Source organism: Streptomyces sp. P3, assembly GCF_003032475.1.
GTDB lineage: Bacteria > Actinomycetota > Actinomycetes > Streptomycetales > Streptomycetaceae > Streptomyces.
In genome coordinates this window covers 3834800-3858420 of sequence record NZ_CP028369.1, presented here as the reverse complement: position 1 = coordinate 3858420, position 23621 = coordinate 3834800, and the positions used below count along the sequence as shown (strand labels likewise).

General features: G+C 67.9%; 25 protein-coding genes, 1 other RNA gene and 2 pseudogenes. 12 read left to right on the top strand and 16 right to left on the bottom strand.

Translation table 11 applies throughout. The features are described 5' to 3' along the window. Nucleotides 1–59 precede the first annotated feature (59 nt). The 10 genes from C6376_RS17315 to C6376_RS17270 form a co-directional block, all read right to left on the bottom strand. The gene (locus tag C6376_RS17315; protein WP_173985666.1) at nucleotides 60–1106 is read right to left on the bottom strand and encodes a phosphotransferase enzyme family protein; all 1047 of its coding nucleotides are present in this window, start codon (nucleotides 1104–1106) and stop codon (nucleotides 60–62) included. Between the two features lie 5 nt (nucleotides 1107–1111). Beyond that, the gene (locus tag C6376_RS17310) at nucleotides 1112–1924 is read right to left on the bottom strand and encodes a trans-aconitate 2-methyltransferase (RefSeq protein WP_254075974.1); all 813 of its coding nucleotides are present in this window, start codon (nucleotides 1922–1924) and stop codon (nucleotides 1112–1114) included. Then, a complete protein-coding gene (locus tag C6376_RS17305; RefSeq protein ID WP_107444240.1) occupies nucleotides 1912–2799 on the bottom strand; it encodes an aminoglycoside phosphotransferase family protein in 888 nt (295 codons plus the stop codon). Before C6376_RS17305 ends, C6376_RS17310 begins: the two co-directional genes overlap by 13 nt. Nucleotides 2800–2935: 136 nt before the next feature. Then, a complete protein-coding gene (locus C6376_RS17300; protein WP_159083220.1) occupies nucleotides 2936–3436 on the bottom strand; it encodes a LuxR C-terminal-related transcriptional regulator in 501 nt (166 codons plus the stop codon). A 34-nt stretch (nucleotides 3437–3470) separates the two neighbouring features. Then, complete coding sequence (locus C6376_RS17295; RefSeq protein ID WP_254075973.1) at nucleotides 3471–4802, bottom strand: glutamine synthetase family protein; 1332 nt, start codon at nucleotides 4800–4802, stop codon at nucleotides 3471–3473. Nucleotides 4803–4894: 92 nt separating this feature from the next. After that, nucleotides 4895–6424, bottom strand: coding sequence for an amino acid permease (locus C6376_RS17290; RefSeq protein WP_107444238.1), 1530 nt, complete (start codon nucleotides 6422–6424; stop codon nucleotides 4895–4897). 74 nt (nucleotides 6425–6498) lie between these two features. Further along, nucleotides 6499–7503 (bottom strand): hypothetical protein, encoded by a 1005-nt coding sequence (locus C6376_RS17285; protein WP_107444237.1) that lies wholly within the window; start codon nucleotides 7501–7503, stop codon nucleotides 6499–6501. Nucleotides 7504–7716: 213 nt separating this feature from the next. After that, nucleotides 7717–7911: a hypothetical protein gene (locus tag C6376_RS17280; RefSeq protein WP_107444236.1), complete on the bottom strand. Its 195-nt coding sequence runs from the start codon at nucleotides 7909–7911 to the stop codon at nucleotides 7717–7719. Continuing rightward, a complete protein-coding gene (locus tag C6376_RS17275; RefSeq protein WP_107444235.1) occupies nucleotides 7911–8351 on the bottom strand; it encodes a hypothetical protein in 441 nt (146 codons plus the stop codon). The genes C6376_RS17280 and C6376_RS17275 overlap by 1 nt, the downstream gene beginning before the upstream one ends. A 108-nt stretch (nucleotides 8352–8459) precedes the next feature. Continuing rightward, complete coding sequence (locus C6376_RS17270; RefSeq protein WP_107444234.1) at nucleotides 8460–9698, bottom strand: helix-turn-helix domain-containing protein; 1239 nt, start codon at nucleotides 9696–9698, stop codon at nucleotides 8460–8462. 741 nt (nucleotides 9699–10439) lie between these two features. Here C6376_RS17270 and C6376_RS17265 point away from each other — a divergent pair. The 9 genes from C6376_RS17265 (at nucleotide 10440) to C6376_RS17230 (ending at nucleotide 18356) form a co-directional block, all read left to right on the top strand. Beyond that, nucleotides 10440–10874, top strand: coding sequence for an NUDIX domain-containing protein (locus C6376_RS17265; protein ID WP_107444233.1), 435 nt, complete (start codon nucleotides 10440–10442; stop codon nucleotides 10872–10874). 35 nt (nucleotides 10875–10909) lie between these two features. Beyond that, on the top strand, nucleotides 10910–12799 hold the full coding sequence (locus C6376_RS17260) for a radical SAM protein (RefSeq protein ID WP_107444232.1): 1890 nt from the start codon (nucleotides 10910–10912) through the stop codon (nucleotides 12797–12799). Next, a complete protein-coding gene (locus tag C6376_RS17255; RefSeq protein ID WP_107444231.1) occupies nucleotides 12796–13437 on the top strand; it encodes a hypothetical protein in 642 nt (213 codons plus the stop codon). The genes C6376_RS17260 and C6376_RS17255 overlap by 4 nt, the downstream gene beginning before the upstream one ends. Next, nucleotides 13434–14162, top strand: coding sequence for a hypothetical protein (locus tag C6376_RS17250; protein ID WP_107444230.1), 729 nt, complete (start codon nucleotides 13434–13436; stop codon nucleotides 14160–14162). The genes C6376_RS17255 and C6376_RS17250 overlap by 4 nt, the downstream gene beginning before the upstream one ends. Further along, nucleotides 14159–14803 (top strand): hypothetical protein, encoded by a 645-nt coding sequence (locus C6376_RS17245; protein ID WP_159083219.1) that lies wholly within the window; start codon nucleotides 14159–14161, stop codon nucleotides 14801–14803. The genes C6376_RS17250 and C6376_RS17245 overlap by 4 nt, the downstream gene beginning before the upstream one ends. Nucleotides 14804–14814: 11 nt before the next feature. Beyond that, nucleotides 14815–15711, top strand: coding sequence for a protein kinase family protein (locus C6376_RS17240; RefSeq protein WP_107444228.1), 897 nt, complete (start codon nucleotides 14815–14817; stop codon nucleotides 15709–15711). Between the two features lie 112 nt (nucleotides 15712–15823). Next, entirely contained in the window at nucleotides 15824–15973 is a 150-nt protein-coding gene (locus C6376_RS44460) for a hypothetical protein (RefSeq protein WP_173985664.1), read from the top strand. A gap of 104 nt (nucleotides 15974–16077) precedes the next feature. Continuing rightward, nucleotides 16078–16998 carry an HEXXH motif-containing putative peptide modification protein gene (locus C6376_RS17235; protein ID WP_159083218.1) on the top strand — a complete coding sequence of 307 codons (921 nt, stop codon included), beginning with the start codon at nucleotides 16078–16080 and terminating at the stop codon, nucleotides 16996–16998. After that, nucleotides 16995–18356, top strand: coding sequence for a serine hydrolase (locus C6376_RS17230; protein ID WP_159083217.1), 1362 nt, complete (start codon nucleotides 16995–16997; stop codon nucleotides 18354–18356). Before C6376_RS17235 ends, C6376_RS17230 begins: the two co-directional genes overlap by 4 nt. Nucleotides 18357–18500: 144 nt before the next feature. On the opposite strand, the gene C6376_RS17225 is transcribed toward C6376_RS17230, so the two are convergent. Then, on the bottom strand, nucleotides 18501–19067 hold the full coding sequence (locus C6376_RS17225; RefSeq protein WP_107444225.1) for an ATP-binding protein: 567 nt from the start codon (nucleotides 19065–19067) through the stop codon (nucleotides 18501–18503). A gap of 249 nt (nucleotides 19068–19316) precedes the next feature. On the opposite strand from C6376_RS17225, the pseudogene C6376_RS17220 reads away from it, so the two are divergent. Next, nucleotides 19317–19536: pseudogene (locus C6376_RS17220) on the top strand (IS5/IS1182 family transposase); the annotation flags it as partial. Here the strand turns inward: C6376_RS17220 and C6376_RS46405 are convergent. Continuing rightward, the gene (locus C6376_RS46405) at nucleotides 19481–19828 is read right to left on the bottom strand and encodes a transposase (RefSeq protein ID WP_159083216.1); all 348 of its coding nucleotides are present in this window, start codon (nucleotides 19826–19828) and stop codon (nucleotides 19481–19483) included. The pseudogene C6376_RS17220 and the gene C6376_RS46405 sit on opposite strands and share 56 nt — an antisense overlap. A gap of 6 nt (nucleotides 19829–19834) precedes the next feature. Here C6376_RS46405 and C6376_RS43850 point away from each other — a divergent pair, with 6 nt between their 5' ends. Further along, nucleotides 19835–20038: a hypothetical protein gene (locus C6376_RS43850; RefSeq protein ID WP_159083215.1), complete on the top strand. Its 204-nt coding sequence runs from the start codon at nucleotides 19835–19837 to the stop codon at nucleotides 20036–20038. 58 nt (nucleotides 20039–20096) lie between these two features. Here C6376_RS43850 and C6376_RS17210 read toward each other — a convergent pair whose 3' ends face one another. Together C6376_RS17210 and C6376_RS43845 are read right to left on the bottom strand one after the other, a co-directional pair. Further along, entirely contained in the window at nucleotides 20097–20531 is a 435-nt protein-coding gene (locus C6376_RS17210; protein ID WP_107444223.1) for a hypothetical protein, read from the bottom strand. Then, on the bottom strand, nucleotides 20528–20956 hold the full coding sequence (locus C6376_RS43845) for a hypothetical protein (RefSeq protein WP_159083214.1): 429 nt from the start codon (nucleotides 20954–20956) through the stop codon (nucleotides 20528–20530). Before C6376_RS43845 ends, C6376_RS17210 begins: the two co-directional genes overlap by 4 nt. A 261-nt stretch (nucleotides 20957–21217) precedes the next feature. Here C6376_RS43845 and C6376_RS17205 point away from each other — a divergent pair, with 261 nt between their 5' ends. Next, entirely contained in the window at nucleotides 21218–21478 is a 261-nt protein-coding gene (locus C6376_RS17205) for a hypothetical protein (RefSeq protein ID WP_107444222.1), read from the top strand. Between the two features lie 754 nt (nucleotides 21479–22232). Here C6376_RS17205 and rnpB read toward each other — a convergent pair. Next, nucleotides 22233–22633, bottom strand: an RNA gene (gene rnpB, locus C6376_RS17195) — RNase P RNA component class A. Between the two features lie 145 nt (nucleotides 22634–22778). Beyond that, a pseudogene (locus C6376_RS46400) lies at nucleotides 22779–23606 on the bottom strand (DMT family transporter); the annotation flags it as partial. Between the last annotated feature and the right edge of the window lie 15 nt (nucleotides 23607–23621).

Below are 23621 nucleotides of genomic sequence, written 5' to 3'. Positions count from 1 at the left end.
CGGATGGGCCCACGGCTGGGTTGCCGTGCGTGCTGGCACGGTCTGAATGAGTGGGCACGTCACGTGCCGCCTCCGTCCGCCCCGAGGCGGGCGAACGCGTCGTCGAGGTCGCCCATGTGGTTCAGCAGGCGGCGGATGGTGGTCTGTCTCTCGCTCCAGTGCTGCTTCAGGTCCGTTTCGGCTTCCTGCGGAAGGTCGTATTCGGCCGTCGTGGCGCCGTAGAAGCTGAACAGCATGTACAGGAGCGCGACCCTGGCGCAGGACTGCACTTCCGCCAATGGGAGGCCGGGGTTCTCCGCGTGGTATGCCCTCAACATCGCCAGCGCGCAGGCAGCCCAGTCCGGGCTGTTGGCGACGGTGCGCGGGTCGAACGCCGCCCGGCCCAACTCCCAGACCGGCATTCCGGTCGCGCAGCGGAAGTCGATGACGCCGGTGACGGCATTGGCGAGGACGATCAGGTTGGTACGGGTGAGGTCCGCGTGCAGAGCCTGTTCCACCAACGCGTCGGGCAACTGCTCGCGCAGTCGGCAGACATGACCGTGCACGTCCTCACGCCGGTGATCGAGGTCGACCCGCAGTTGCCCGAGATCGTCCTGTCCCTGCCTCCGGGCCATGGCCATCACGCTGTCGCACTTCGCGACCGCGTCCTCAATGGCACCAGCGCGCCAACGCGACTGCTGAACACGCTTCGGCAGCGGATACGCGGCCAGCACGCGGTGCATGCGCCCCATCACGACACCGATGTGTTCGGCGAGGGAACCCGTCATCGCCGAGGTGGCCACACGACCGGGCGCCTCGTCAACGACCGCCCATACTCTGCCCTCCGAAATCGTGACGAGGTTGCCGTCCACGTCGGGCCACACTCGCGGTACGGGAAGCCGTGCAGCACGGCAGTACTCCGACATGTCCAACGCGGCCCGTGCCGCATCGACATCCGCGAGCGACCGGTACTCCTTGACGAACAACCGCAAGCCGTCCGCGGTCAGAACCCGCCGATTGATCGTGTCCGTGCCCATGGGCACCGGCTCGATCACGTCGACAACGAACCCGTACCGGTCCTCCAACACGTCAGCCGTCAACTCCCTGCCCCAGTCCGCCTCGCTCATCCCCGTCACCTCTCTCGGCGCGCGCCGGTACGGCGGGCGGTGAGCACGGTGAAGGCGTTGTCCTCCGGGAGCCGCCCACCCTCGGCGAAAGGGGCAAGGGCACCTGTGAGAGCCGCCTCGAAGGCATCCTGGCGGTCGCCGAACAAGTGTTGGGCCGCGAACGACGTCGAGTACAGGTAGCCGATGACCTGATCGACGCTCCACCTGCGGTGGACGGGCACGATCGTGGAGGTGACATCGCGGAAGGCGGACGCGCGCAGCACCTCCTCATAGGGTGGTCCCACCGTGCTGAAGAAGCCGTCGCCCGCGCGCCGGCGTTCGCCAAGGAACTCCTGGACAACTTCTCGCGCGGCCTGCTGCCAGGGGCAGTCACCTGTCCACAGGCTGCGATCGCTGAACACCGCGACGACACCATCCGGTGTGACGTACTCACTGATCCGGTCGAGGAAGCGGGGCTGGTCAAGCCAGTGGAAGACCCGACCGCAGGTCACGAGATGCGGCCGCCATCCCTCCGGGGGCACGAAGTCCTCCGCCAGCGCGTGCCGGGTCCGCAACCGGTGGTCGGTGGAGAGCACGGGGCGGAGGACGGTTTCGGCTTCAGCGAGCATCGTCGGCTCGGCATCCACCGCGAACAGATCGTCGAAGTACGGCAGGAGCGCGCGGACAACGAGCCCGGGGCCGGTACCGATGTCCACAAGGCGCCGCGGAGAACCCGTGGGAGCCGCTTGGTCGAGAAGGGCGGCGAGATCATTCGGGATGCCGGGGCGAAAGCGCCGGTAGTACGAGGAGGTGCCGGCAAAGGCGTTCACGAACTCCACCCGCCCCACGCGCGAGTGCGGTTCTCCAGGCGCAGGTTCTCCAGCATGGTGTGGGCCTCGTCGACAAGACCGACGTCGTGATGCCTGATCCCCCAGGACAGCGAGTCGAGCACGTCCAGAGCCCCGTACGCCCGGCACGCCGCCAGCTCATCCTCGGTGAGCTGACGGCCGTACCCCTGGTGGACGGCGGCATTGAGGTCGGGACGGTGGAGCAGAATCCTGTAGCGCAGGCGACTGAAGTCCCGCCGGGCGGCGGCCTGGAGTTCAGCCCGCTCGAAGTCGATGATCCGTAGCCACTGCTCGTTCTCGTCCCACACCCAGTTCTTGGGCATGTAGTCGCCGTGCGCCGCGACCTGCGGCAGACGCGGCGGAACCTCCCGGAGGAGGGCACGCACCAACGTGATCTCATACTCCGGCACGTGCCGTGCGGCACCGTCGAGCAGCTTCGCGACCGTCGCGCCCCACGCATCGTCGGTCAGGTCCGCGGTCATCGGCCCGTCCGCCGCCGCGGCGTGGTGCCGGGCAAGGAGTTCTCCGGCCTGCTCGTAGGCCTTGCGCTCCTGCTCGGCCGGAAGGCGGAGCGTGTCCAGACTGCGCCCGGGCACCCCGGTGACCAGGATGGCGCGTGTCTCCGCGTCGGAAGCGACCAGCTCGGGCGCACGGTCGGCGCCGAGGGAGATCGTCCACTTCTGGTAGGCGTCAACCTCGCGTCGGTGGAGCTTGGGGCCGGCATGTTGCTTGGCGAACCACCGCTCACCGCCGGGTTCGTTGACCTCCCAGACCGACGGCCGGATGTCGCCGGGCCGGGGATGTTCGGCTACGACGGTGTACCTGTCGGTCACCGATCCCACCAACTCGTGGAGTGCGCCGGGCATATCGGTCACGTCGCTGCGCCCTTCCGCTGGCCGAGTCGCCCAGCCGAGCCACAGTATGTGACCGGATGGGCGCGCAGGGTATTCAAGTGTGGGTGTGTAGCTTGCCAAGTGCCACTGACAATGCGCTCTGAGCTGGTCATTTGCCTGCCCGGAGGCGAAGGACGGCGCCGGAGGCCAACTCGAGGAGGGACTCGCTCAGAACTCCGTACCTCCAGCCGAGCGTCACCAGGTGCGGGTCGTTTTCCGCCTCGACGCGCTGCCGCAACGCCCGTACTCGTCCCAGGGCTTCTTCGTGGCTGATGCGGGCGCGCGCCGCGTACTCCTTTGACGTCGCACCGATGGCGACCATGCGCCACGTCTCGATCACCGCCTCCGCGAAGGCTCCCGGGAGGATGGCCATCTCGGGGCGCCGGAGCTGCTCGGTGACAAAGCAGGCGCGGACGACTGCGGCCCGGCCACGGGTGCCGAACTTCTGTCCGCAGTGCTTCAACTGCACGTTGATCGTGCCAGCCGTGATCGTGAGGTCGGAGGCGATCGCGTCGGTGCTCTTGCCCTCCGCGACCTGCTGGACGATCCGGATCTGCGCTGGTGTCAGGTCGAGCGACGTCGGGGACGGGCGCGCCTGTCGGGCACTCACGGGAGCTCTCGATCCTTTCTGGGAGGATTGGCGGTCAGGCGCGGGCCAGCCACCGACGCCGCTCGGTATCGGTGACCAGACTCCGCTCGTGGTCGAGTTCCAGCTGGGCAAGACGGGTGTAGTGCTCGACCACATCGGTTCCGAAGGCTTCCTGCGTGAGGGCGCTTTTCTGGAAGGCGACGAGGGCGTCGGCCAGGGTGGGCGGGACGGATGTGCCGCCCACCCGGTAGGAGTTGCCCGTCTCCGCCGGACCGGGGGTGAGTTTCTGTTCGATGCCGTGGTCGATGGCCGCCAGGACCGCGGACAAGGCCAGGTAGGGGTTGGCATCCGCGCCCGGCACCCGGATCTCCAGATGGAGGCCGTCGCCGTGGCCGACGACGCGGACGGCACAGGTGCGGTTGTCGTAGCCCCAGTTGAACGTGGTTGGCGCGAACGAGCCAGGCGTGAACCGCTTGTAGGAGTTGGTGTTCGGGGCGTAGAAGGGGGCCAGCTCCGGCAGGCCGGCGAGCAGGCCGGCGATGGCGTGTTGCCCTGTCTGGGACAGCCCGCCACCGGGCTCGACGAGCTGGCTTATGGCCTTCGACCACAGCGACACGTGCAGGTGCAGACCGTTGGCCCGGCCGGTTTCCGGGGCTGCCATGAAGGTGGGCGCCAGTCCGGTACGCGAGCCGAGGGTGCGTACCGCGTGCTTGAAGAGCAGGTGCCGGTCGCAGGCGGTGAGGGCGGGCCCGTACGGGAAGGTCACCTCGACCTGGCCGGGCCCGGCCTCCGTCTTGATCGCTTCCACAGGCATTCCGGCGCCCGCGAGCGCGCGCTGAAGGCGGCGGAAGAACCGGTCGGAGACCGGATCATGGTCGAGGGCGTAGTCGAGGTTCTCCGTGGCCAGCGGCTGCAGGCCCTGGTATCCGGCCTGCTCCGCTTCCGCGTATGTGCCCCTGTAGAGGACGAACTCGGCCTCGATCCCCGCCTTGGGGTGCAGCCCGTGGCGCGCCATCCGGGTCAATTGCCGGTGGAGGATCTCGCGGGGCGCGATCTCGATGGGTGTTCCGTCGTGGGCCACGGCGTCGCCGAGCACGACGGCGGTACGCGCCAGCCACGGCACCACCCGCAGTGTCGACAGGGCCGGCTGCACCGACAGGTCCTGATAGCCGGTCTCCCACGAACTCAGCGCGAAGCCGTCCGCCGGGCTCATGTCGACGTCGGTCGCCAGGACGTAGGCACACACCTCGGCGCCGTGATGCGCGACGCGCTTGAGGAAGTGGTTCGCGTCGTAGCGCTTACCCTTCAGCCTCCCCTGCAGATCGGGGATGGCCAGCAGTACCGTGTCGATCGCCCCCGCCTTGACCAGGCTTCGCAGGTCAGTCACGGAAAATGCCTTCTCGGAGCGTCCGCCCTGCTCGGGGGTGGACGGGGCAGCCAGGCGTGGCACGGCGTCGTTATTGATCGTGGATCTCGTCATCAGACGACCTCGTCTTCGTACGTGGCCGCCGAGCGGTCGAAGTTCTGGGCCGGCACTTCGTAGGAGCTGCCCTGTTTCCGCCACCAGCCCCAGGCCAGGGCGAGGACGACGAGCAGGGCGATCGGCGCGTAGTTGAAGGTCTCGACGGACAGAAGGCCGCTGTCGGCCGGGCGCGTCTGCGGCAGGCAGAAAAGGACCGTCACGAACACCACCCAGACAACTGCGATCGTGCCGACGGTCACGCCCCAGTTGCCGAGGTTCCAGGGTCCGGGCCGGAACCGGTGGCGGTTCTTGATGCGCAGGTAGATCGGGATCGCGTACGCCGGGGTGATGCCGACGACGTTGATGCTGGTGATCGCCGCGTACGCGACCGGGCTGTACAGGCTGGGCAGGGCTAGCACGGCGGCGCACACGACGGCCAGCAGCACGGCCATGCGCGGGGTGCCGGTGCGACGGTCAACCTGCCGCCAGAGGTGCGAGCCAGGCAGCGCCCCGTCACGCGAGAACGCGAACACCATCCGGCTCGCCGCGGCGGTCTCGGCGTTGCCACAGCACAACTGCGCGATGATCACCACCAGGAGCAGAGCCTTCGCCCCCGCCACGCCCAAGGCATCGAGGAAGATCTGCGCCGGCGGCACTCCTGTCGCCGTGCCGACGGTGCCCGCGTAGTCCTGGATCGCAAAGGTGAGCCCGGCAAGCAGGACGAACCCGGCCAGCCACGACCAGCCGATCGCGTGGATGATCCCGCGGGATGCGGACACCTGGGCGTCGGTCGTCTCCTCCGACAGGTGCGCGGAAGCGTCATAACCGCAGAACGTGTACTGGGCCAGCAGCAGACCGAGCACCGACGCGTAGAGGGGGCTCCAGCCGGTGTTGTTGACGAACTCGCCGAACACGAAGTCCGAGGATTGATGGTGGGAGGGGACAATCGCCAGAGCGCCGACGATCACCGTGACGCCGCCGAGATGCCACCAGACGCTGATGCTGTTGAGGATGCTGACCAGCCGGACCCCAAACAGGTTCAGGGCGAGGTGAAGGGCGAGGATGCACAGGAAGATCATCATGATCTTGCCCGGGGTAGGCACGAATCCCCACTGCAGGTTGAACAGGGCGCCTGTGAACAGCGCGGCCCCGTAGTCGATGCCGGCGATCGCCCCGAGCAGGCCCAGCAGGTTCAGCCAGCCCGTGTACCAGCCCCACTTCCGGCCGCCGAGCTGCTCTGCCTGGTAGTACAGGGCCCCGGAGGTCGGATAGGCGGAGGTCACCTCGGCGAGGGCGGCACCGATGAACATCACCATGGCCCCGACGATGAGCCAGCCCCACAGCATCACCGGAGGGCCGCCGGTGTTCAGGCCGAAGCCGTACAGGGTCATGCAGCCGGACAGGACGCTGATGACGCTGAAGGAGATCGCGAAGTTCCCGAACGGCCCCATGCGCCGGGTCAGCACGGGCTCGTAGCCCAGCTCCCGCAGGTACGCGTCATCGGATTTCCGGGACGTCGCATGGTGGTTCGGACTCAAGCGAGACACGGGTCAGCCTCCAAACTCAGACAACAAATGGACAGGTTTATGCCAAATCGGACTTGATGGGCAGCAGATGCGGGTCATGGGTGTGGCCCGGCGCGCGATCTACGGGTACGGGCGTAAGAGAGGGACTCGGCGCGCGCTCGAAGGAGCAGCGCCTCACCCGGGTCTGGCCCTGCGGCCCCTTCGTGCACCGACGCCCACGGCTCGCGGGCCGCGTACGGGCCCATCGCCTCGAACACCTCGGCTGCTTCCAGATACTGGTGGCCGGCCCACAATGCGTAGGCAAGAAGGCTCAGGTCAGCCACTGAGCGCTGCTCGCCATGCGTCTTGTGGAACCAGTCGTGGAAGGCGGTCAGCGTGTAGTCGAGCGTCGACTCCTGCGCCCACTGCCGCCGCCACAGCGGATCGGCGCGCAATTGCCGTCGCTGCTCGACCTGCGAGTACGCGGGCAGAAGCAGCAGTGACGATCCGACAGGCCGCTGTGAGGCGACGGACCGACCGAAGTCGAAGACCGCGGCCAGGGAAGCACCCGACGGGCCCTCCAGGGAGAGCATGAACTGCAGCACCCGGTGGTAGGCCTCCCGGTTGTACGGATCACGCTGGTTGACCTCGTACAACAGCCCCCACGGACCGCTGGGCAGCATCGGCTCGCCGGGGTTCACGCGGTGTTCCTGGCGTAGCTGCCGCGTGTCGATCTGCGCCAAAGCCAGGAGACATACCCACGGCACGGGATCATGCGGCGCGCGACGAGCCGCCAGCAGCGCATCACGGCGAGCCCTGAACTCGAACTCCATTGCCCATGGATGCTGTTGCCTGTGCGCGCGCAACGCCCGCTCGACGGCCACGCGGGCACCCATCAACTGCGCGTCGTAGCTGCCAGGCTCTTCGTCGAGCCACACGCCCAGCACGTCCGACCGGGCGGCTGCCACCGCCAGCAGTTGGGTGCGCGACGTTCGCAGTGCCCAATGCGTGCCCGTGGCCAGCAGCAACTCCCGTGCCGTTCTCCAGCGGCCCGCCTGTAACTCGACCAAGGCCACACCCAGGTCGTCGTCGTGGCCGGCGGGGTGGTACACGAGACGCATCAGCGTCCCTCGCAACGAACAGGGCGGCAACGGGACGCGAGGCCGAGGCTGCTCATCCTTTGCCTTCGGGCCATGCAAGGGGGCGTCGTGCTCTCTGGGTTGAACGTCGATGTCATCAAAGGCCTCAGGCAGGTTGGGGGGATGGCGCTGCGAAGTGGGTGGGATGCCCCACCGCCGACAAGTGAGGGGGACTCGCTGACCGAGTCGGGCGTCCTAGAGGCGAATCTGGCCGATCATGTCCGCGACGCTGGTGACGAAGCGGTTGATGCTCGGGGCCATAGACGTGCTCGCCAGGAAGAAACCGAAGAGCACGCAGACGACGGCGGGGCCGGGCTTCACGGACTTGCCTCGGATCAGGACGACCACGAGGATCCCGAGCAACAACACGAGGGAGATGCTCAGAGCCATCAGGAGGCCGCTCCCTCCGCGGGCCCGCGTCGTTCCCTGCGTGCCTGGCCCAATGCCCGGCACAGGGCGTCCGGTCGGGTCAGGGTTCGAGGACCAGGGGGATAGACGTGCCAGTGCATCCCCGGGGGCGTCGTGCTCTCGGCGGACGGCACGACGACGTGACACTTCTGCCCGAGCGCCACGGTCCCCGGTTCCTCCCAGCGGACCGCGGTGCCCACCGGGACCAGGAAGTACAGCCGGGGCTCCGGTCCTCCGTGGTCAAGGATCACCGGGCCGACCGGCTCGCCGCCCTCGCCGAGGATCTCGATGGCGCGCCGGCCCGCGGCCTCGACGGCGCGTACGGCATCCCACCACTCACCCGCCGAGCACAGTTCGGGCTCGTCGCCGATGGGCATCCAGCGCGGCGGGAGCGCGCGAGCTGTGGGATTGTCGTCGGACATGGAAAAGGCCTCCTCACCACTGCGTGTGAGGAGACCATTCCACTCAGCAAGCTCTCTGCGCGGACAGATTGTCCGTGGGGTTCACCTGCCAAAGCCCTTGACACAACGTCACATTGTGCTAATTCCCGTCCAACTGCCGAACGCAGACAGCTCGTTGGAGGGATGCGTGTCCATCCTGAGCAACGCCGCAGTGGTCTCACGAACGGACGGATGGAACCGCGTGTGGTTCGGTGCGACCTTGCGCGCCCGCTTGAGATCGGCGAAGGAGCCACCCCTGTCGCCCACAGCGAGCTTCGCGGATGCCACGTCGATGAAGTGGTGGCTCGACCGCTCACCGACGGTCGTCGCGGGCGGCGCCCACTCGCCACCGGAGACCGGGGACCACTCGGCCAGGCGGGCGAGAGCCTGCTCGGTGTCGCCCATGTCGATCATCGCGTGCACCTCGTGAATGCGGATGTTCGTCGGGCCGAACGACATCTCGTACGCAAGGGAGTCGCGGTTGCCCCCCATGCGCGCCACCTGCTCCGCCTCCCGCAGGTACGCCTCGGCACGATTGGAGTTGTTCTCGCGAGCTTCCAGGACCGCGAGCTTCAACAGCAGAGCGCCGTCGACCGCGAGCGCGTCCTCCGTGAAGGAGCGTTCCGGCTGCAGCCGCTCCAACTCGGTACGCAGCGCGACGAGCCTACGGCGTGCCGGCGAGTAGGCACCCTGGCGGAGCATCGCCCCGGCGACCAGATAGCCGGCCGTGAACTGCATCAGGGGGTCGCCAGAGCGGTCGGCTGCCCACCGGACACGCTCCAACGCGGTGTTCGACAGGTCGTGGTGGCCCATCTTGTGGGCGAGAGAGTTCACGGCACGGTAGGCGCGCGCGAGATGCCAGAACGCCTTGTTCCTGTCGCCGTTGCTGCCGCCAAGGGCCACATGCGTCAGCTCAGTGATGATCGGCGGCAGCAGGGGGCCCATCGGGGCGTAGCGGGCGTCGCGACGCAGGGCCGCCACTTGGTCGACCTCCGAGGCGAGCACGGGAAGCGCGCGCGGGGCGATCTCCAGGTCGTCGGGGGTGTCGTAACAGAGCAGGAGGCGGCGCAGTTCGGGAATGACGGCATGAACGCCGTCCTCGGCTTCCGGCTCACCGTAGTACGGCTGCCCGGTCAGGACCTCGGGGCCGAAGCGCAGTGCCTTGGCAAGCGCCAGCACCAGCGACGGTGAAGCCTTCCGCGCGCCGGACTCCAGCTTCTGCACGTAGCTCGGGGAGACTGCGACCTTCTGTGCCAGCTGGGCGGCAGACAGCTTCCGTGTCCTACGTGCCGTACGGAGACGGTCTCCCAGCGTCAGGTTTTCACTCATCGGTGGATCTGTCCCTTCGCGATGGAGCACTCGGTTCAGGGTACGGAAAAGGCCTTGGACCGCGACCGTGGTCGCCAAGTGTTAACAGAGCCGGAAGCGCCGCGACCAGCGGGCGAAGCCTGCTGGTGCCACGTCTGAGGCCTCCAGTAAAGCCTTTGGACTGGTGCAAATATGGGCATTTCCCTATCAAAGACCAACGCCTGGAAGCCGTTACAGCACTGCTGTCAAGAGCTCCCAGAGAAGTACCTATGGACAAACTGTCCGCGTCGCTCCAGCCCGCGACAGCCTCAAGGGCGCCGACAGCCGACCGGCAACAGGTCCATCGACACGTCACCCCGGTGCACCCGGGGCCCAGTAGACCACGCTCACGGACGCAACCTCATCCGGATGACGAAGCCACAGCCAAAGTCCCCGCCATGTATCACAACTTGACTCCAACGTAGTCGAGTTCACCAAGAATTCCTACGGACAACCTGTCCGCTCACTGTCCGCGCAGAGTTGGAAGACTCTTCGCATGGCCACCGCCCTGGGCGGTCAGGTCTGTACCGCAACTCCCGTAAGCCGTAAGTGAGTTCGACCGGTTCAGGAGTGTGCCGTGACGTCCAGTCACAAGATCTAGACTCAGGGTCGCGCACGGGCATTGAGCGGCCCGCCACACGGCGGTTCACGCGTCTGTGCACCATGACCTCGGGCGTTGCCGCGTTCACGCCCGGTTCCAACGAGTTGAAGAGGGGTGTTCCCGTGCCCGAGAAGGTCACCAAGGACAAGGTTCTCTGCTACGTCGTACGCGACGGCAAGCTGCTGGTGTTCCGTCACACCGACTACAGCTACGAGGAAGTCGGCATCCAGGTCCCAGCCGGCAGCATCCGCGAGGGAGAGACGCCGGAGGCGGCGGCCCTGCGTGAGGCCCGCGAGGAGACCGGTCTCAAGGACTTCAAGATCGTGCGAAAGCTCGGCGAAACCGAGTACGACATCAGTCCGTACCGGTTCGAGATCCAGCGCCGCCACGTCTTCCACCTGGAGCTGACCGAGCCGACCCCGGAGCGGTGGACCAGCCAGGAGGACCACGACGGCGAGCAGGAGCCCACACACTTCGAGTGCTTCTGGGTCCCGCTGGAGGCCGCCCACATCCTCCAGTCCGGCCAGGGAGCCCTGTTGGGACGCCTGTCCGACTGATCCCCTTCCGGTCTCGGCCACCCAGGAGGCAGCCGATGCGCCACACCACCGAACAGCACGGCCCGATCGCCCAGCTGTATCGCGGACTCGACACCGAGGACACCGCCAGCGCCGTATCGGTGATCCTGAAGCTACGCGGTGACACCTGCGACATCGACTGCCTCTACTGCTACGAGAAACGCAAGGAGGCCCCGGGAGGAGCCCGGATCGACGCCGGTCAGGTACGCCGGCTCGCCGAGCTCTTCCGGGGGCGCCGCCTCGCCGTCGAACTGCACGGCGGGGAACCGCTGACCGCCGGCCGCGATCACATCGCCGACGTCCTGCGTGAACTAGCCTCCCAGCCCAATGTCGTCCGCGTCTCGCTACAGACCAACGGCGTGCTGCTGGACGAGCAGTGGCTGGACCTCTTCGACTCCCTGTACCCCCGCCTACAGATCGGCATCTCCCTGGACGGCGACGCCCGGGGCAACGCCTGGCGGGTCGGCTACGACGGCAAGCCCGTCTACCCGCGCGTCACCAACGCCCTGCAGCTGCTGGGGAGTCGTGGGCGGAAGGTGGGCGTGATTGCGGCGGTTACCCCCGCCGTGCTCGGGCGCGCCGAGGCCGTCCTCGATCACCTCGCCGGCTTCGAGGCGGTGAATGCGGTCAGCTTCGTTCCCTGCTTCGACACCTCGGTCCGGCGTCCGACCGCTATCACGGGGCGCCGCGTGCCGGCGAGCCGTCTTCTCCAGCAGGCTGCCGTAGGCGACGCCGATGGTCCCGGCTGGGCCATCAGGCCGCACGAGTACGCGGAGTTCGTACTCGCCGCGACCGCCCACTGGATCAGGGCCGGTCACTTCGGCCGTGTGAAGCTGGAACCGGCCGTCTCGACCATCCGGCGGCTGCGCGGGCTGGACTCCGGCTTCTGCCACTTCTCCGACATGAAGTGTGACCACGTCTTCACCCTCTATCCCGACGGCCGACTCGGCAGTTGCGACGAACTTCCGTGGCCGCAGGCCCGACTCACCCTTCTCGACGAGAGCTCGGTGGAGTCCGGCGTCGTCAAGGCCCAGCGGGGCTCGAACCTGCTGAACCAGGGAAAGGCCCTGATGGAGAAGTGCGTCACCTGCGACTACCGGTCAGCATGCGGTGGCGGCTGCGTCGCCACGCGGTGGCGCTATGACCAGGCCGGGGACCAGGACGCCTACTGCGACTACCGGATGCGGTTGATCGACGGTATAGCCGCGCTCCTCGCTCAACCCTCGCACCCGACGGGTGTCTGGTGCCGCACGGCGCGCTGGCGTCCACGCACACCGAACAGCATGCGCGACGTCAGCGCCTTCCTCGCCCGCTGGAACCAGGCCGGCTCGTTCAGGGCCCCGGTACGCGTCCGCACCAGCGCGCACGGCAACATCAACACCGTCGGCCTGCCCGGAGTCCACGAGGCCGACGACCTGGACCCGGCCCACCCCCAGTGGCACGAGGCGATCGAGCCCGGGGTCCGGCCCTTGGTCGACGCCATCACCCGGGACTGGCAGCTGGTCACGTACGACAGCTGCCAGGGGCACTCCTACGCCGACCTGGAACTACGGCCCACCGAGCGTCGGATCGGCGTTCTCCCTCGCACCCCGGCCGAGTACGCCGCGACCGCCGCCGCTATGTGCAGGGCCGTCACCGTGGCCGCCACTTCCCTACCACCGGCGGTGCGAGTGACCATCGGGCGCGCCGAACTGACGTGCGAGACAACGAGCCGGACAACGCCCGTGTTGGACCTGACTCTGCTGCCGGCCCCCGGCCACGACTGGTCGGTGTACTTCGACACCGTGGACGCGGCCACCGCGGTCATCGCGGAGGCCTTGCGCAGCAAGCAGCCCACGGCACAGGGCGGATGCTCCTGCCCGGTGCCGCAGGCCGCCGCAGGCCCTGTCGAGGGAGTGCTGGCGTGATCAGCGCCGCGGACACGCAGACCGTTCACCAGTTACTGGGGCGGATCGTGTACTTCCACGCCCTGTTCATCGAGCCCGCGCTCCAGCCGGGTCCGCGGCCGGAGCCAGGTCCGGCGTGCTGCAACCACGGCAGCGCGGCCCACGGGCTCCGCCGCGCTGTCGACGAGCTGCTGCCCGACTCCGCCTGGGCCGCCCTCGGTGACGTCGCCGCCACGCTCCCGGATCACCATCGGCCTTGTCCCAGCGCCACCGGGGCATGCTGCGCCACCTGCTACATCGCCTCGGCGTCCGCGGCCGTGGCAGCCGGATGGGCTCAGGCCGAGTGCCGCGGATACCGGCGCAAAGATGCCACGGAAACGCTCCTGCGCGTCTGTGGGAATGCGGCGGCCGTCAGACTCGGGCGGGTCTTCGCCGTCCAGCACGAGACCCCATGCCCCACCCTGAACGGGTTCGACGAGGTCCTGGCCATGCGGGAGGCACTGCCCGGCCCGGAGCAGCTGCCGCTGACCGGCGAGCTCCTGGCCCTGTGGGCCGACCCGACCGTGACCACCCGCCAGCCCGTGGCCAGTTGGCTCAATCACTGCACCGGCCTGGACGACGTCCGCCGTGCGCTCGACACGAGGAGGACCGGCACGTGATCCACATAGCCGAGACCGTCACGGTCGGCAGCGTCGAGGGGTTCCTCAACGACGACGAGCGAGCCCGACTCGCCACCGTGATGAGCGGCTTCCTCGCAGACAAGGGGCCTGCCCACTTCGACACGGGGCGGACGACCTCCATCCACGAGATCCCCGGCCACTCCCACGAGCAGGCGATGGCCGTGTACGAGCCAGCCGGGCGGGTGGAAGTCCCACAGGTACCCGGCGAGGCCGAGAAGCTGCTGCAGCACGCCTTCGACCGCGCCCGCCCGGCCCTGTCTCGTGTCATGCCGTCGATCACCACCTGCCGCCCTTGGACGTACGTCGAATACGGTCCTGGCCAGCACATCACCGGCCACGTCGACGGCATCGCCCCCGACCCGCTGGCTTGGCCGCGGCAGATCGCCGGAATCAGCGTCGTGATCAGCGAGGCGGAGGCCGGTGGCACGTTCTACGTCGAGAGTTGCTCCAGCGACCATCTGTGGAACACCCGCCTGGAATACGGGAGAGACGGCTACGCGGATGGCATGTGGCTGGCCCACGACGGAGCGGACCACTCCGCCGACTGGTTCACGGCGATGCCTCGCACCCGGTGGAACGTGAGCCCCGCGCCGGGCACCGCGCTTCTCTACGGCTCCCAGCTCACCCACGGCACGGCGCCGGTGACCCATGGCCGGGTCTCGAAGTTCATCAGCTGGCTGATCGCCGAGAAGCCCGGGGAGTGAGCCTCGTGTTACTCGCCCTGGAGGGCATCGCAGGAGCGGGAAAGAGCACGTTACGTGACCGACTCCTGCGCTCGACCGCGGCCGAGGGCATCCACGTCGGCCATATCGGCCAGTTCTCGTGGCTGTCCTTGGACGCGACCCGGACCATCATCGGGCTGCGTTCCGGCCGACCGGCACAGGACAGCGACCAGGCGGTGGCCGCCGTCCGCCGAGATCTTGAGCTCCATGCCCGCCACAATCTCGTCCCCGCCAGGTCCGTCGGGCCACTGATCGCCGACAGACTCACCCTGTCGACGGCGTGCCTGCTCGCCCTCCTGCATGATCGTCCTGTTGCCGACTACGTACGGGAGTTGGCCGGTGTGACGGCAGCCCGGGCCGAGCTGACCGTGCTGCTGACCACCCCACCCGAGCTCTGCCGCATACGGCTGTCCCGCCGGTCCACGCCGCGCCGCTTCGGCGAGGACCTGCCGACCGCGGCCCGGCTCACCGAGCTGTACGAGGCGGCCGCCACCCCGTGGTCCGAAGCGACAGGTCTGCCCGTGCTGCGGCATTCGTGCGCCACCGAGTCAGACCTCGACCTGCTGGTTGCCGCCTGCGTGGACCGGCTGCGTGCAGCCGTCCCGCGAGCGGCCCGAACGTGAGGAGCCGCACCATGCGACTTCATCCGCTGCATCCCGCTTCCTGGGTTCTCGACCAGATCCGTTCCGCCGGGTGGGAGGTGCACGACCTGCTCTCGTTCACCCGGGCCAGCACCTTGGTGCTCGTCAGCCACGGCAGTGCGGCTCCGGTGGTCCTCAAGGCCGGCTTCGGCGGCAATCACGTCCTGGCCGAACTCGACGAGGAGGACCGCAGAGCTGCCTATGGGTTCTACTGGTACGCGGCGATGACCGAGGCCGAACGGGCTCTGACCCGGGAGGACTTCCGCCACGAGATCGACGTCGCCCGGGCCGCCACGAACGCCGACCACGTCGTGCCACTGCTGGAGGAGGGCAGCGCCGATCGGTTCGACTGGTACACGATGCCCTACTGCGCCGACGGCAACTTCCAGCCCAGACTCGCCGCCGCCACCGCTGGCCTCGGCGAGAACGTGGCCTTCGGCCTGTGCGTCCTGGCCGACGTCGCCGAAGGGCTGCGGACCCTTCACGAACGCGGGATCGTGCACCGCGACGTTTACCAGGAGAACGTACTCGTCCGCGCCGGCCACGGACTGATCACCGATCTCGGAGCCGCTCGCCGAGTCGACACTCCGCGCGGGCCGGCCAGGCGGGGCCCGGAGGTCCACTGGCCGCCGGAGTACTCGACCTCCTACGACCGCGCCACCCCCGCCGCCGACGTCTTCAGCCTCGGGGTTCTGGTCTACCGCTTCGTATGCGCTGACATCCCCCGCCACGGCCACTCGCAGCTCGACGCCGCCCCCGCCACCCTCCGATCGGTGATCTCCGCAGCCCTCGCCCACGCGCCGGAGGACCGGCCGACGATGAGCGATCTGCGCGATGCCCTCCGGCGAACAGCCACCCCAGCCACCGCGCTTGCCCAGCGCGGTCACTGACCCACTCTGCAGGAAGGAGAGCGCAGTGCCCACCGCCCGCTCGCCGCCGCACCACGCGGTGCCACCCAGTGCACGGTCCCAACATCTCCGTCTGGAAAGGACAAGCACCCTCATGGACAACGACCAGATCAGCGCCTTCCTCGCCGCCGTGGACGACCTGCGCGGCGAGGACGAGACCGTCCGCACCACCGCTCACACCTCCAGCGTCTCCGCCGAGGGATGGCCGACCACCGAGGCCTCCGCGGTCTCCGACGCGGCCTGAGCTCCACGCACCACACCGGCAGCAGAGCACAGGTGAGCACCATCTGGGGCCGGGCCACCACTTGGTCCGGCCCCAGGCCCAGCCCCGTCGGAAGGACCCGCCCCGTGGACGCATCCACCATCGACTTCTCGTTCGCGCCGATCCGGACCCTGCACCGCGACCGCACCCGCCAGATCCGCACCCTCATGCAGTCCGCCGCTCAGCATCCGGCCGAGACAGAGGTGCCGTCGGCGGTCGCCGTCGACTACTGCCTGGCCCACCACGTCCTTGAGGGTGCCGAGGCCGCCGCCCGAGCGCGCGACGTCGCCGTCTTCGACTGGTACGGCACCCGCCCGGACGCGGACACCCAGGCACTGTCCACGCACACGGTCGTCGGCCCGCGCGTCGTGGTCGCTCCCGACCTGGACCGCTTGCCTCGCTCGGGGGTCTCCGAGACCCCGTACTACGTGCTGGGCCCCGACACCACCGCTGCCCCGCCGGCCCTACGGGAACTGGTCACCGCCGCGTGCGCCGCCGGCTCCCGGAGCGGATTCGCTTCCCTGCTGGCAGACCACGCCGTCGTCGTCTGTCTGCTGCGCCGCAAGAGGATCGGCGACACTCTCGACAGTTGGACCATTACCCGTCTTCCCGGCACCATCTTCTGCGACCACGTCGGCGACCCCGTCGTCCTTGCCCGCGATCTCATCCACGAGGCAGGCCACAACTGGCTCAACGACGCCCTGGCCGCGACCGCCTGCAAGATCAGCGACGAGGCGCGGTTCCACTCCCCGTGGAAGAAAACGATGCGCCCCGCCTTCGGCTTCCTACACGCCTGCTGGGCCTTCCCCCTGACCATGATCTACACCGCCCGTGTCCTGGAGGAGACCACCGGGGACGTACACCGTTTCTTGGCCGCCTATCTGAACCAGCAACGCGGACTCCTTTCCACGACCGCCAACGACCACGCCGACGCGCTCTCCCTCGTCTCGGACCCCGGCCTGCGGCAGCGTCTATACGCCGTACACCAAGAGGCCCTCGGCCTGTGAACAACTCCCCCTCCCTTACAGCCTCCACAGCCATCAAGCCCGCAGACGGAACGTCGGAACCTGGTCTCGTCCTGCGCATCCACCCAGCCGACGAACCGGCGATGCAGGCGCACGCTGGGGCAGCCAGTCTCGAACTGGACACGCCCATCGCAGAGAAAGCCGCCTTCAACGTCGGCTCTGTCGCCAAGCAGATCACCGCGTACCTGTGTGTGCGCGCCGCCCGTGACGGGCTCCTCCAGCTCGACCGCGCCGTGGACAGCGTCCTGCCCCGCTTCCGCGTCCCCGGCGTGACCGTCGCCGAACTCATCCAGCACCACGGCGGCGTCCGCGACGCCGAATCCCTGCTCTCCCTCGCCGGCTTCCGTGACCTCGACCACTACACCGCCGACGACCTGCTGCAACTGGCCTACCGCCAGCGCGACCGGGCCGTGGAACCGGGCCGGTTCCTCTACAGCAACACGGGTTACCTCCTAGTGGCGGAGGTCCTGAGGCACGTTCACGGCGCCTCGCTGCAGGAGATCGCCAAGCAACAGGTCTTCGCCCCGCTCGGTATGTCCTCCGCCCGCTTCAAGAGTGATCCGCGTGAGGTCATCCCCGGCGCCGCGTCCAGCTACCGACGCACCGCCACCGGTTGGGTCCACCAGCAGCGCCCGGTCACTCTGCCCGGCCCAGGCTCGCTGTGGTGCACCGCCACTGACCTGGACCGCTGGCTCGGCCACCTCTGGCACGAATGGCAGACGACACCGGAAAGCACGCTCCCGTTCGGGCAACACCTCAGCTACCGGCCCAGCGACCACGCCCCGTTCACGTACGGAGCCGGCCTTTACGCCGATGGGCGCCCCGGCCGCACCGCCGTCTTCCACTACGGTCACGAGCAGGGCTTCTCCGCTGCCGCCCGCCTCACCAGCACCGGGCTCCGCATCGTCTGCCTGTCCAACCACTCCGGCGTCGCAGCCGACCACGTCACTGCCACCGCCATGGCCGACCTCACCCGCCACCCCAGGACCGCCCCGAGCCAACTCCTGTCCCGTGTCCTTCGCGCCCAGTCGACGCCGAAAATTACTGCGGCGGATGACCGCAAGGCTGAGCAGGATGCGCCGCATACACCGGTCGGCACATACGCCTGCGGGGAGGTACCTGGCACCGTGCGCCTGACCAGCAGCGGAGGATCCCTCTACCTTTGGCGGCGCGGCACCCGCGACCGTCTGGCCCGCACCAGCTCCACGACGTACACGGCGGACGGCTACACACTTGCACTGCCAATCAAACCGAGGGGCGACTCCGGGGCATTGATTGACAGTTTCATCCTCAACCTCGACCGCGCCCCCGGGCTGCACTACGAGCGGTGCCCGGACTGACTTCGTCGTTCAGAGGTCAGGCCCCGTCGTAGTGGATGATGGCGCACCTCCCCACACACGGAGGCCGCTCAGTGGCGGCGATGCGCGCCCAGCCTTCGGCGATGGCGACCGGACCGCAGGGTTCGCCCGTTTCGGACCACGGCCTCAGGCAGCTTGGCGCCGCTTCCCAGGGGCTGCTGGGACGAACGACGACCCCGAGCTGGTCGGCGACGTCATACGAGCCTGGCACTCAGTTCGTCGCACGGCGGCTTCATCCGCACGAGGCGAGGGCGGTGCATCGACGGAGTTGTCGCCCAAGCCGTCGGTCGACGGCTCCAGCATGATCTCGAACCATGTCGTCTTGCCCGGCGGTTCCGGTCGCGTCCCCCAGGCGTCTGACAATGCCTTCACAAGCTGAAGGCCCCGACCGCTTTCGTCATTCGGTCCAGCCTCAACTACGCGCGGCAACGATGCGTCCGTGTCCGTGACCTCGACACGAAGCCGCTCACCGGCCGAGGTCACAGAGACCTCACATGGAGCCTCCGTGTACAGGACGGCATTGGCGATCACCTCGCCAGCCAGCAACTCGACGGTCTCCAGGATCTGGTCCGACAACGGAAGACCCAAGTCCTGTGCCAGCAAGACAACTTGGCGACGTGCAGCCGGGACAGCGCCGACAGCAGCCGCAACCGTGAATCCGTACACCGGACGTTCGGGATTGCGACGCGCCATGACGACAACCTCACCTCGGTAGCGGCCTCAGTGGAAAGAAGCCTTCCACGCGACAAGAGCCGCGTGAGGACAGTCCGTCCGCAGGCACGTCCGGCAAGACGCCTCGACGCTTCAGCGAGTTGTGGTACGCGGGTCGACTTCTACAAAAAGGCCGCGCAGATAGAGCTGGAGGTGCCACCCCGGCTGCAAGACAGGCACAGGTCTTGGCGATCATGGAGTTGCGACGCTCTGTGATCAACGGGGAGACCTGTGCCTGTACTGCCATCATGGCTGACCGAACCACTCTGGGGCCAATTCGCAGCCCTGCTGCCCCAGCGGCCGGAGTATCCCCTGGGCTGCCACCGCCCACGCATCAGTGACCAGATCGTCATGGACAAGTGCTGCAGCTCCTGCGCTCGGCATCTTCGCCCGGCTCAAACAGATCGCGCTGGAGTCCTACGACCGGATCGTCGGCCTCCTCCTCGACCAGACTCGGCGTTCTCTTTGCGAAGTTGCTTGAGTTCTTCGAGTTCCGCCGTGCTCAGCCGGTCGTCCCGTTCCCCGGCGTCCGCCTCGGCCTGGCGGATCCACTGTCGCAGGCCCTCCTTGTGGACGCCGAGGTCCTTCGCGACGTGCGCGACGAGACGACCAGTGGCGCGGACCTCGCGGATCGCGCGCTCACGCAGCTCGTCGGGGTACTTCCGCGGTGCTGGCGACGTGGTTCTCCTCGCCAGGATCGTAACCCTGGCATCAGGGACTCTACGAAACAGGGTGCAGCTCACGCGCGGGTGTGCCGCCTGTGCGAGCGCGCCGAGCGGCTCAACACGGCCCGCGCGGACGAGAACGCCACGCTCACCGCCGACCCAGTCCCCACCGAGTCCAACACCTGGCAGGCGGCCGAGTGGCTGTGGAGCGAGGGCGGCCAGCAGCTCACGCTCGGCGGAGCGGCTGATCAGCGAACAGGCTTGCGCCGTTACCGTTCCGTGATCTAACGTTGGAGGCGCTTCCGGCGTGCGCAGGCACTTCTACTGACTCCGCACATCGCCCGATTCAGCGAACCTCGTCACTAACCTCGAAGGGGCGCGTTTCTTGGAGGTCATCGGGAGTGAGTGCATTCGCGGCGGCGATCGTGGGATCCAGGAGCTCCTCAAGCTCACTATCCACGCGATAGAGCTCAAGCGGTCGCGAGAAAACACATCGGCGCACAATCCGCTTACCCATGCTCGCACCGATCCAAAATTCGGCCGAGTCGATCGAGCCGTCGACTTTCACCAGCAAGGCCAACGAGACATGCCTATGAAATCCAGCGCTCTCGTCCGCGTCATTCTCGCGATGCCAAGTCCATTGCGTGGCGCCATGACGCTCAGCCGCTTCACTCGTTAGCTCGTACTCGTGCTTCTTAAGCATGTCACGAGGAATAGCGTTGTGCACGGTCTTTACCGTTTCCGCGACACGCTCTTCGAGATCCGCGGTGCTGCCGGTCACGTTACCTCCAGATCGAACCCTGGGTTCGCAATTGCCTCAGCCGAAAATCCTTCCGGCAGAACGTACTCGATCCCGAAACCGCCCGCGATGGCCCGAGGTCCTCGAACAGGTCTGTCGATTTTTTTGGGATCGATAAGCAGGACGTGTCTCCTCAAAATCCAAGGGAAGACAAGTGCAAGCCACCTCGACGCCTCATCCGGCGTGTACGCGGTAGGTGTCACATACTGTTTTCTACTGGTGCCAGCAAAAAATGACCCCATCTGCTCAGGGCGAAGGTACCGCAGCAGACACCTGCCGCCGATTTCATTGGCCACATCTTGACCGGATATTTCTCGCAGCTTTTCGTCCGAGATCCAGTCGGGAACGATCAATCCAGCGAGCATTTTTGCATCCAGTGTGGTGGCCGTTCGGCTGCAAGTCAACATCTTCTCTCCTCACGGTCCGACAGTTCCAGTCTCACTCAGAGTGCCCCCCTGTGCCACCGGAGAGAAACGCGTGACCATAGCCGACCGCTTGGAGGTGCCTCATAAAAAATCCGATTACCCATCAAGAGCTGGTCAGATTAAGAGAGTTGCATGCTGCCGGCCACAGCCGTAATGCCATGGCCAACGCGCTCGGACGCAGCGGGTCGACGGCTTCGAAGATCGCCATCGAATTGAGGCTGACGTTCTTCGGCGGCGCCCGAGTTGTCGCAGCCAACGTCCGCCGAGCGGCGCGAACTGCTCGCCGACGAGGCACTCGACGGCGCCCTCGGCCAGGTCGCCCGCGCAGCTGGCGCTGAGACCGCGCGGGACCATTCCACCGCCGCACGCGCACTCACCGAAGTGCTCGCCCGGGTCACCGAGTTGTCGCGCGGCAGCGGCCACGCCAGCGCGGGCGGATCGATGCTCGACAGCCTCGCCGACGCCCTGCTCGGACCGGCCGGAGGTGACAGCGGGGAGGGCTGACCGTGTCCGTGCCGCCCCGCTGTCCACCAAGCAACTCGACTCATCCGGCAGGCAACCGCCCGCATCAACCTGGGGCACGACTCCGTACGGTCCCGAAGACCATCGCCTCACTGCTGGCGTTCCTTCTTGCGGTCCGCCCCGCGCCGGCGTCCGGGCTGGTCCTGATTGCCGGGCGGTCACTGCAAACGATCGAGCGGAACATCGTCGAGCCGTTGCAAGACCCGGCGTTGTTCGGCGCAGCGGCCGGCACACCCGCGGCGCCACCACCGCGAGTACTCTCGGCCGGACCGTGCACACCGCCGCGGTCCCGCGGGCCCCCGCCCCGACTCCTGGGCTCACTTCGGGCTCACAGGAGGGCGTGAAGATCATCGCATTCCGGCCTCGCAAGGTCAGCGCATAACCCCAGGTCACGGCGATTGAGTCCCAGGGTGAGCCGCCTTCGGGATTCGAACCCGAGACCTACGCATTACGAGTGCACAGGCCCCAGACCACGAACACTCCACCGCAGACCACCTCCTACCTCACGGCAGTTGCAAACTGCGGGGTAGAGCGACAGCGTGACGTCCCATCGACCCGAACCAGCTCAGAGGCGTCATCCACCCCTCCGCTCCAGGGACTTTTCAGGGACTTTCAGCTCTGTCTGAGGGACTTCCGAGGGACTTTTTGCCGCCTAACGCGGCAAGCTCCTGAAAGATCAGAAAGGGCCTCCGTCGCAGATCAGAGGCCCTTTCCAAGGCAAAGCCCCAGGTAGCGACAGACGAGTCGGGCTGTACGCCGGGTTCTGTGCCGAGGTCTCTCGCGAGGGCCTCGGTGACGGCCATCCATCTAGGGCCGGCGTTGCCGCCGGCCTCGTGCGGTCTACCCGCAGACTCGGGCGGGCAGCCCTCGAACGTCCGCGCAGAAACACCGGGGTGCTTCCTTTTGACCTTGCTCCGGGTGGGGTTTACCTAGCTGCCCAGGTCGCCCTGGGCACTGGTGGTCTCTTACACCACCGTTTCACCCTTACCGGGGACCGAGGTCCCCGGCGGTCTGTTTTCTGTGGCACTGTCCCGCGGGTCACCCCGGGTGGCCGTTAGCCATCACCCTGCCCTGTGGAGCCCGGACGTTCCTCGGGAAGTCCCGTGAGGGACTCCACGCGGCCGCCCGCCCGGCTCGTCTGCCGTGTCGACCATGGTACCGGGCGACGGCCGCGCTTCGGGCCCGAGACCGCGTCGCGCACCTCGCCCGAGGCCACCTCTGGCCTCGGCCTCGGCCCCGGGGCCGCGTCGCGCTTCGGGCTCGACGCCGTCGCCAGGACGGAGCCCGCCAGGATCAGCGCGAACGCGGCGAGGATGCCGGCCGTCAGGCGCTCGTTCAGGAAAAGGGCTCCTGCCGCCACCGCGACCGCCGGATTCACGTAGGTGATGACCGTCGAGCGGGTGGGGCCTATCTCCCTGATCAGTTCCAGGAAGCCGACGAAGGCCACCGCCGTGCAGAGGACGCCGAGACCCGCGAGCGCCGCCAGCACCGACGGGGCAGGGAGTTCGGCGGGCCGGGTGGCTGCCGCCGCCGGGGCGTAGACGAGTGCCGCCAGGGTCAGGCAGGGGACGATGAGCTGGAGGGTGGGGACGTCCTTCAGCCGGCGGGCCGCGATCAGGGGGGCCGTGGCGTAGCCCAGCACCGTCAGCAGGACCTCACCGAGTGAGCGGGCGTCCCCTCCCGTCAGGTGCGGGACCGTGAGGACCCCGACGCCGGCCAGGCCCAGGGCGAGGCCCGCGACACGGCGTACGCCCAGCACCTCCGCGTCGCCGAGGAAGCGGGCGGCCAGCACTCCGACGATCGGGACGCCCGCGATCAGCAGGCCGGCGGTGGAGCTCGACAGGTGCCGTTCGGCGTCCGTGAGGGTGAACCACGGGCCGATGATCTCGATGCACGCGAAGGCCAGCATGGGCGCCCAGTGCGTCCGCACGGTGCTGATCAGGCCGCCCTGGCGGAGTGCGAACGGGAGCAGGAGGAGGGCGCCGAGCGCACAGCGCACGAACACCACCATGGACGGGGAGAGGTCCTCCACCGCAACCTTGATCAACAGATAGGGGATGCCCCAGATCACTCCCATCAGGGAGAACAGGAACCAGCCGCGTGCAGTCATGCCCGCAGTGTCGAC

What these genes read in the sequence shown, in the direction of transcription:
- C6376_RS17315 (WP_173985666.1), bottom strand. Translation starts at nt 1,106, where the DNA reads ATGAGCGAGGCGGACTGGGGCAGGGAGTTGACGGCTGACGTGTTGGAG.
- C6376_RS17305 (WP_107444240.1), bottom strand. Translation starts at nt 2,799, where the DNA reads ATGCCCGGCGCACTCCACGAGTTGGTGGGATCGGTGACCGACAGGTAC.
- C6376_RS17285 (WP_107444237.1), bottom strand. Translation starts at nt 7,503, where the DNA reads ATGCGTCTCGTGTACCACCCCGCCGGCCACGACGACGACCTGGGTGTG.
- C6376_RS17280 (WP_107444236.1), bottom strand. Translation starts at nt 7,911, where the DNA reads ATGGCTCTGAGCATCTCCCTCGTGTTGTTGCTCGGGATCCTCGTGGTC.
- C6376_RS17275 (WP_107444235.1), bottom strand. Translation starts at nt 8,351, where the DNA reads ATGTCCGACGACAATCCCACAGCTCGCGCGCTCCCGCCGCGCTGGATG.
- C6376_RS17270 (WP_107444234.1), bottom strand. Translation starts at nt 9,698, where the DNA reads ATGAGTGAAAACCTGACGCTGGGAGACCGTCTCCGTACGGCACGTAGG.
- C6376_RS17260 (WP_107444232.1), top strand. Translation starts at nt 10,910, where the DNA reads ATGCGCCACACCACCGAACAGCACGGCCCGATCGCCCAGCTGTATCGC.
- C6376_RS17240 (WP_107444228.1), top strand. Translation starts at nt 14,815, where the DNA reads ATGCGACTTCATCCGCTGCATCCCGCTTCCTGGGTTCTCGACCAGATC.
- C6376_RS44460 (WP_173985664.1), top strand. Translation starts at nt 15,824, where the DNA reads ATGGACAACGACCAGATCAGCGCCTTCCTCGCCGCCGTGGACGACCTG.
- C6376_RS17225 (WP_107444225.1), bottom strand. Translation starts at nt 19,067, where the DNA reads ATGGCGCGTCGCAATCCCGAACGTCCGGTGTACGGATTCACGGTTGCG.
- C6376_RS43845 (WP_159083214.1), bottom strand. Translation starts at nt 20,956, where the DNA reads ATGTTGACTTGCAGCCGAACGGCCACCACACTGGATGCAAAAATGCTC.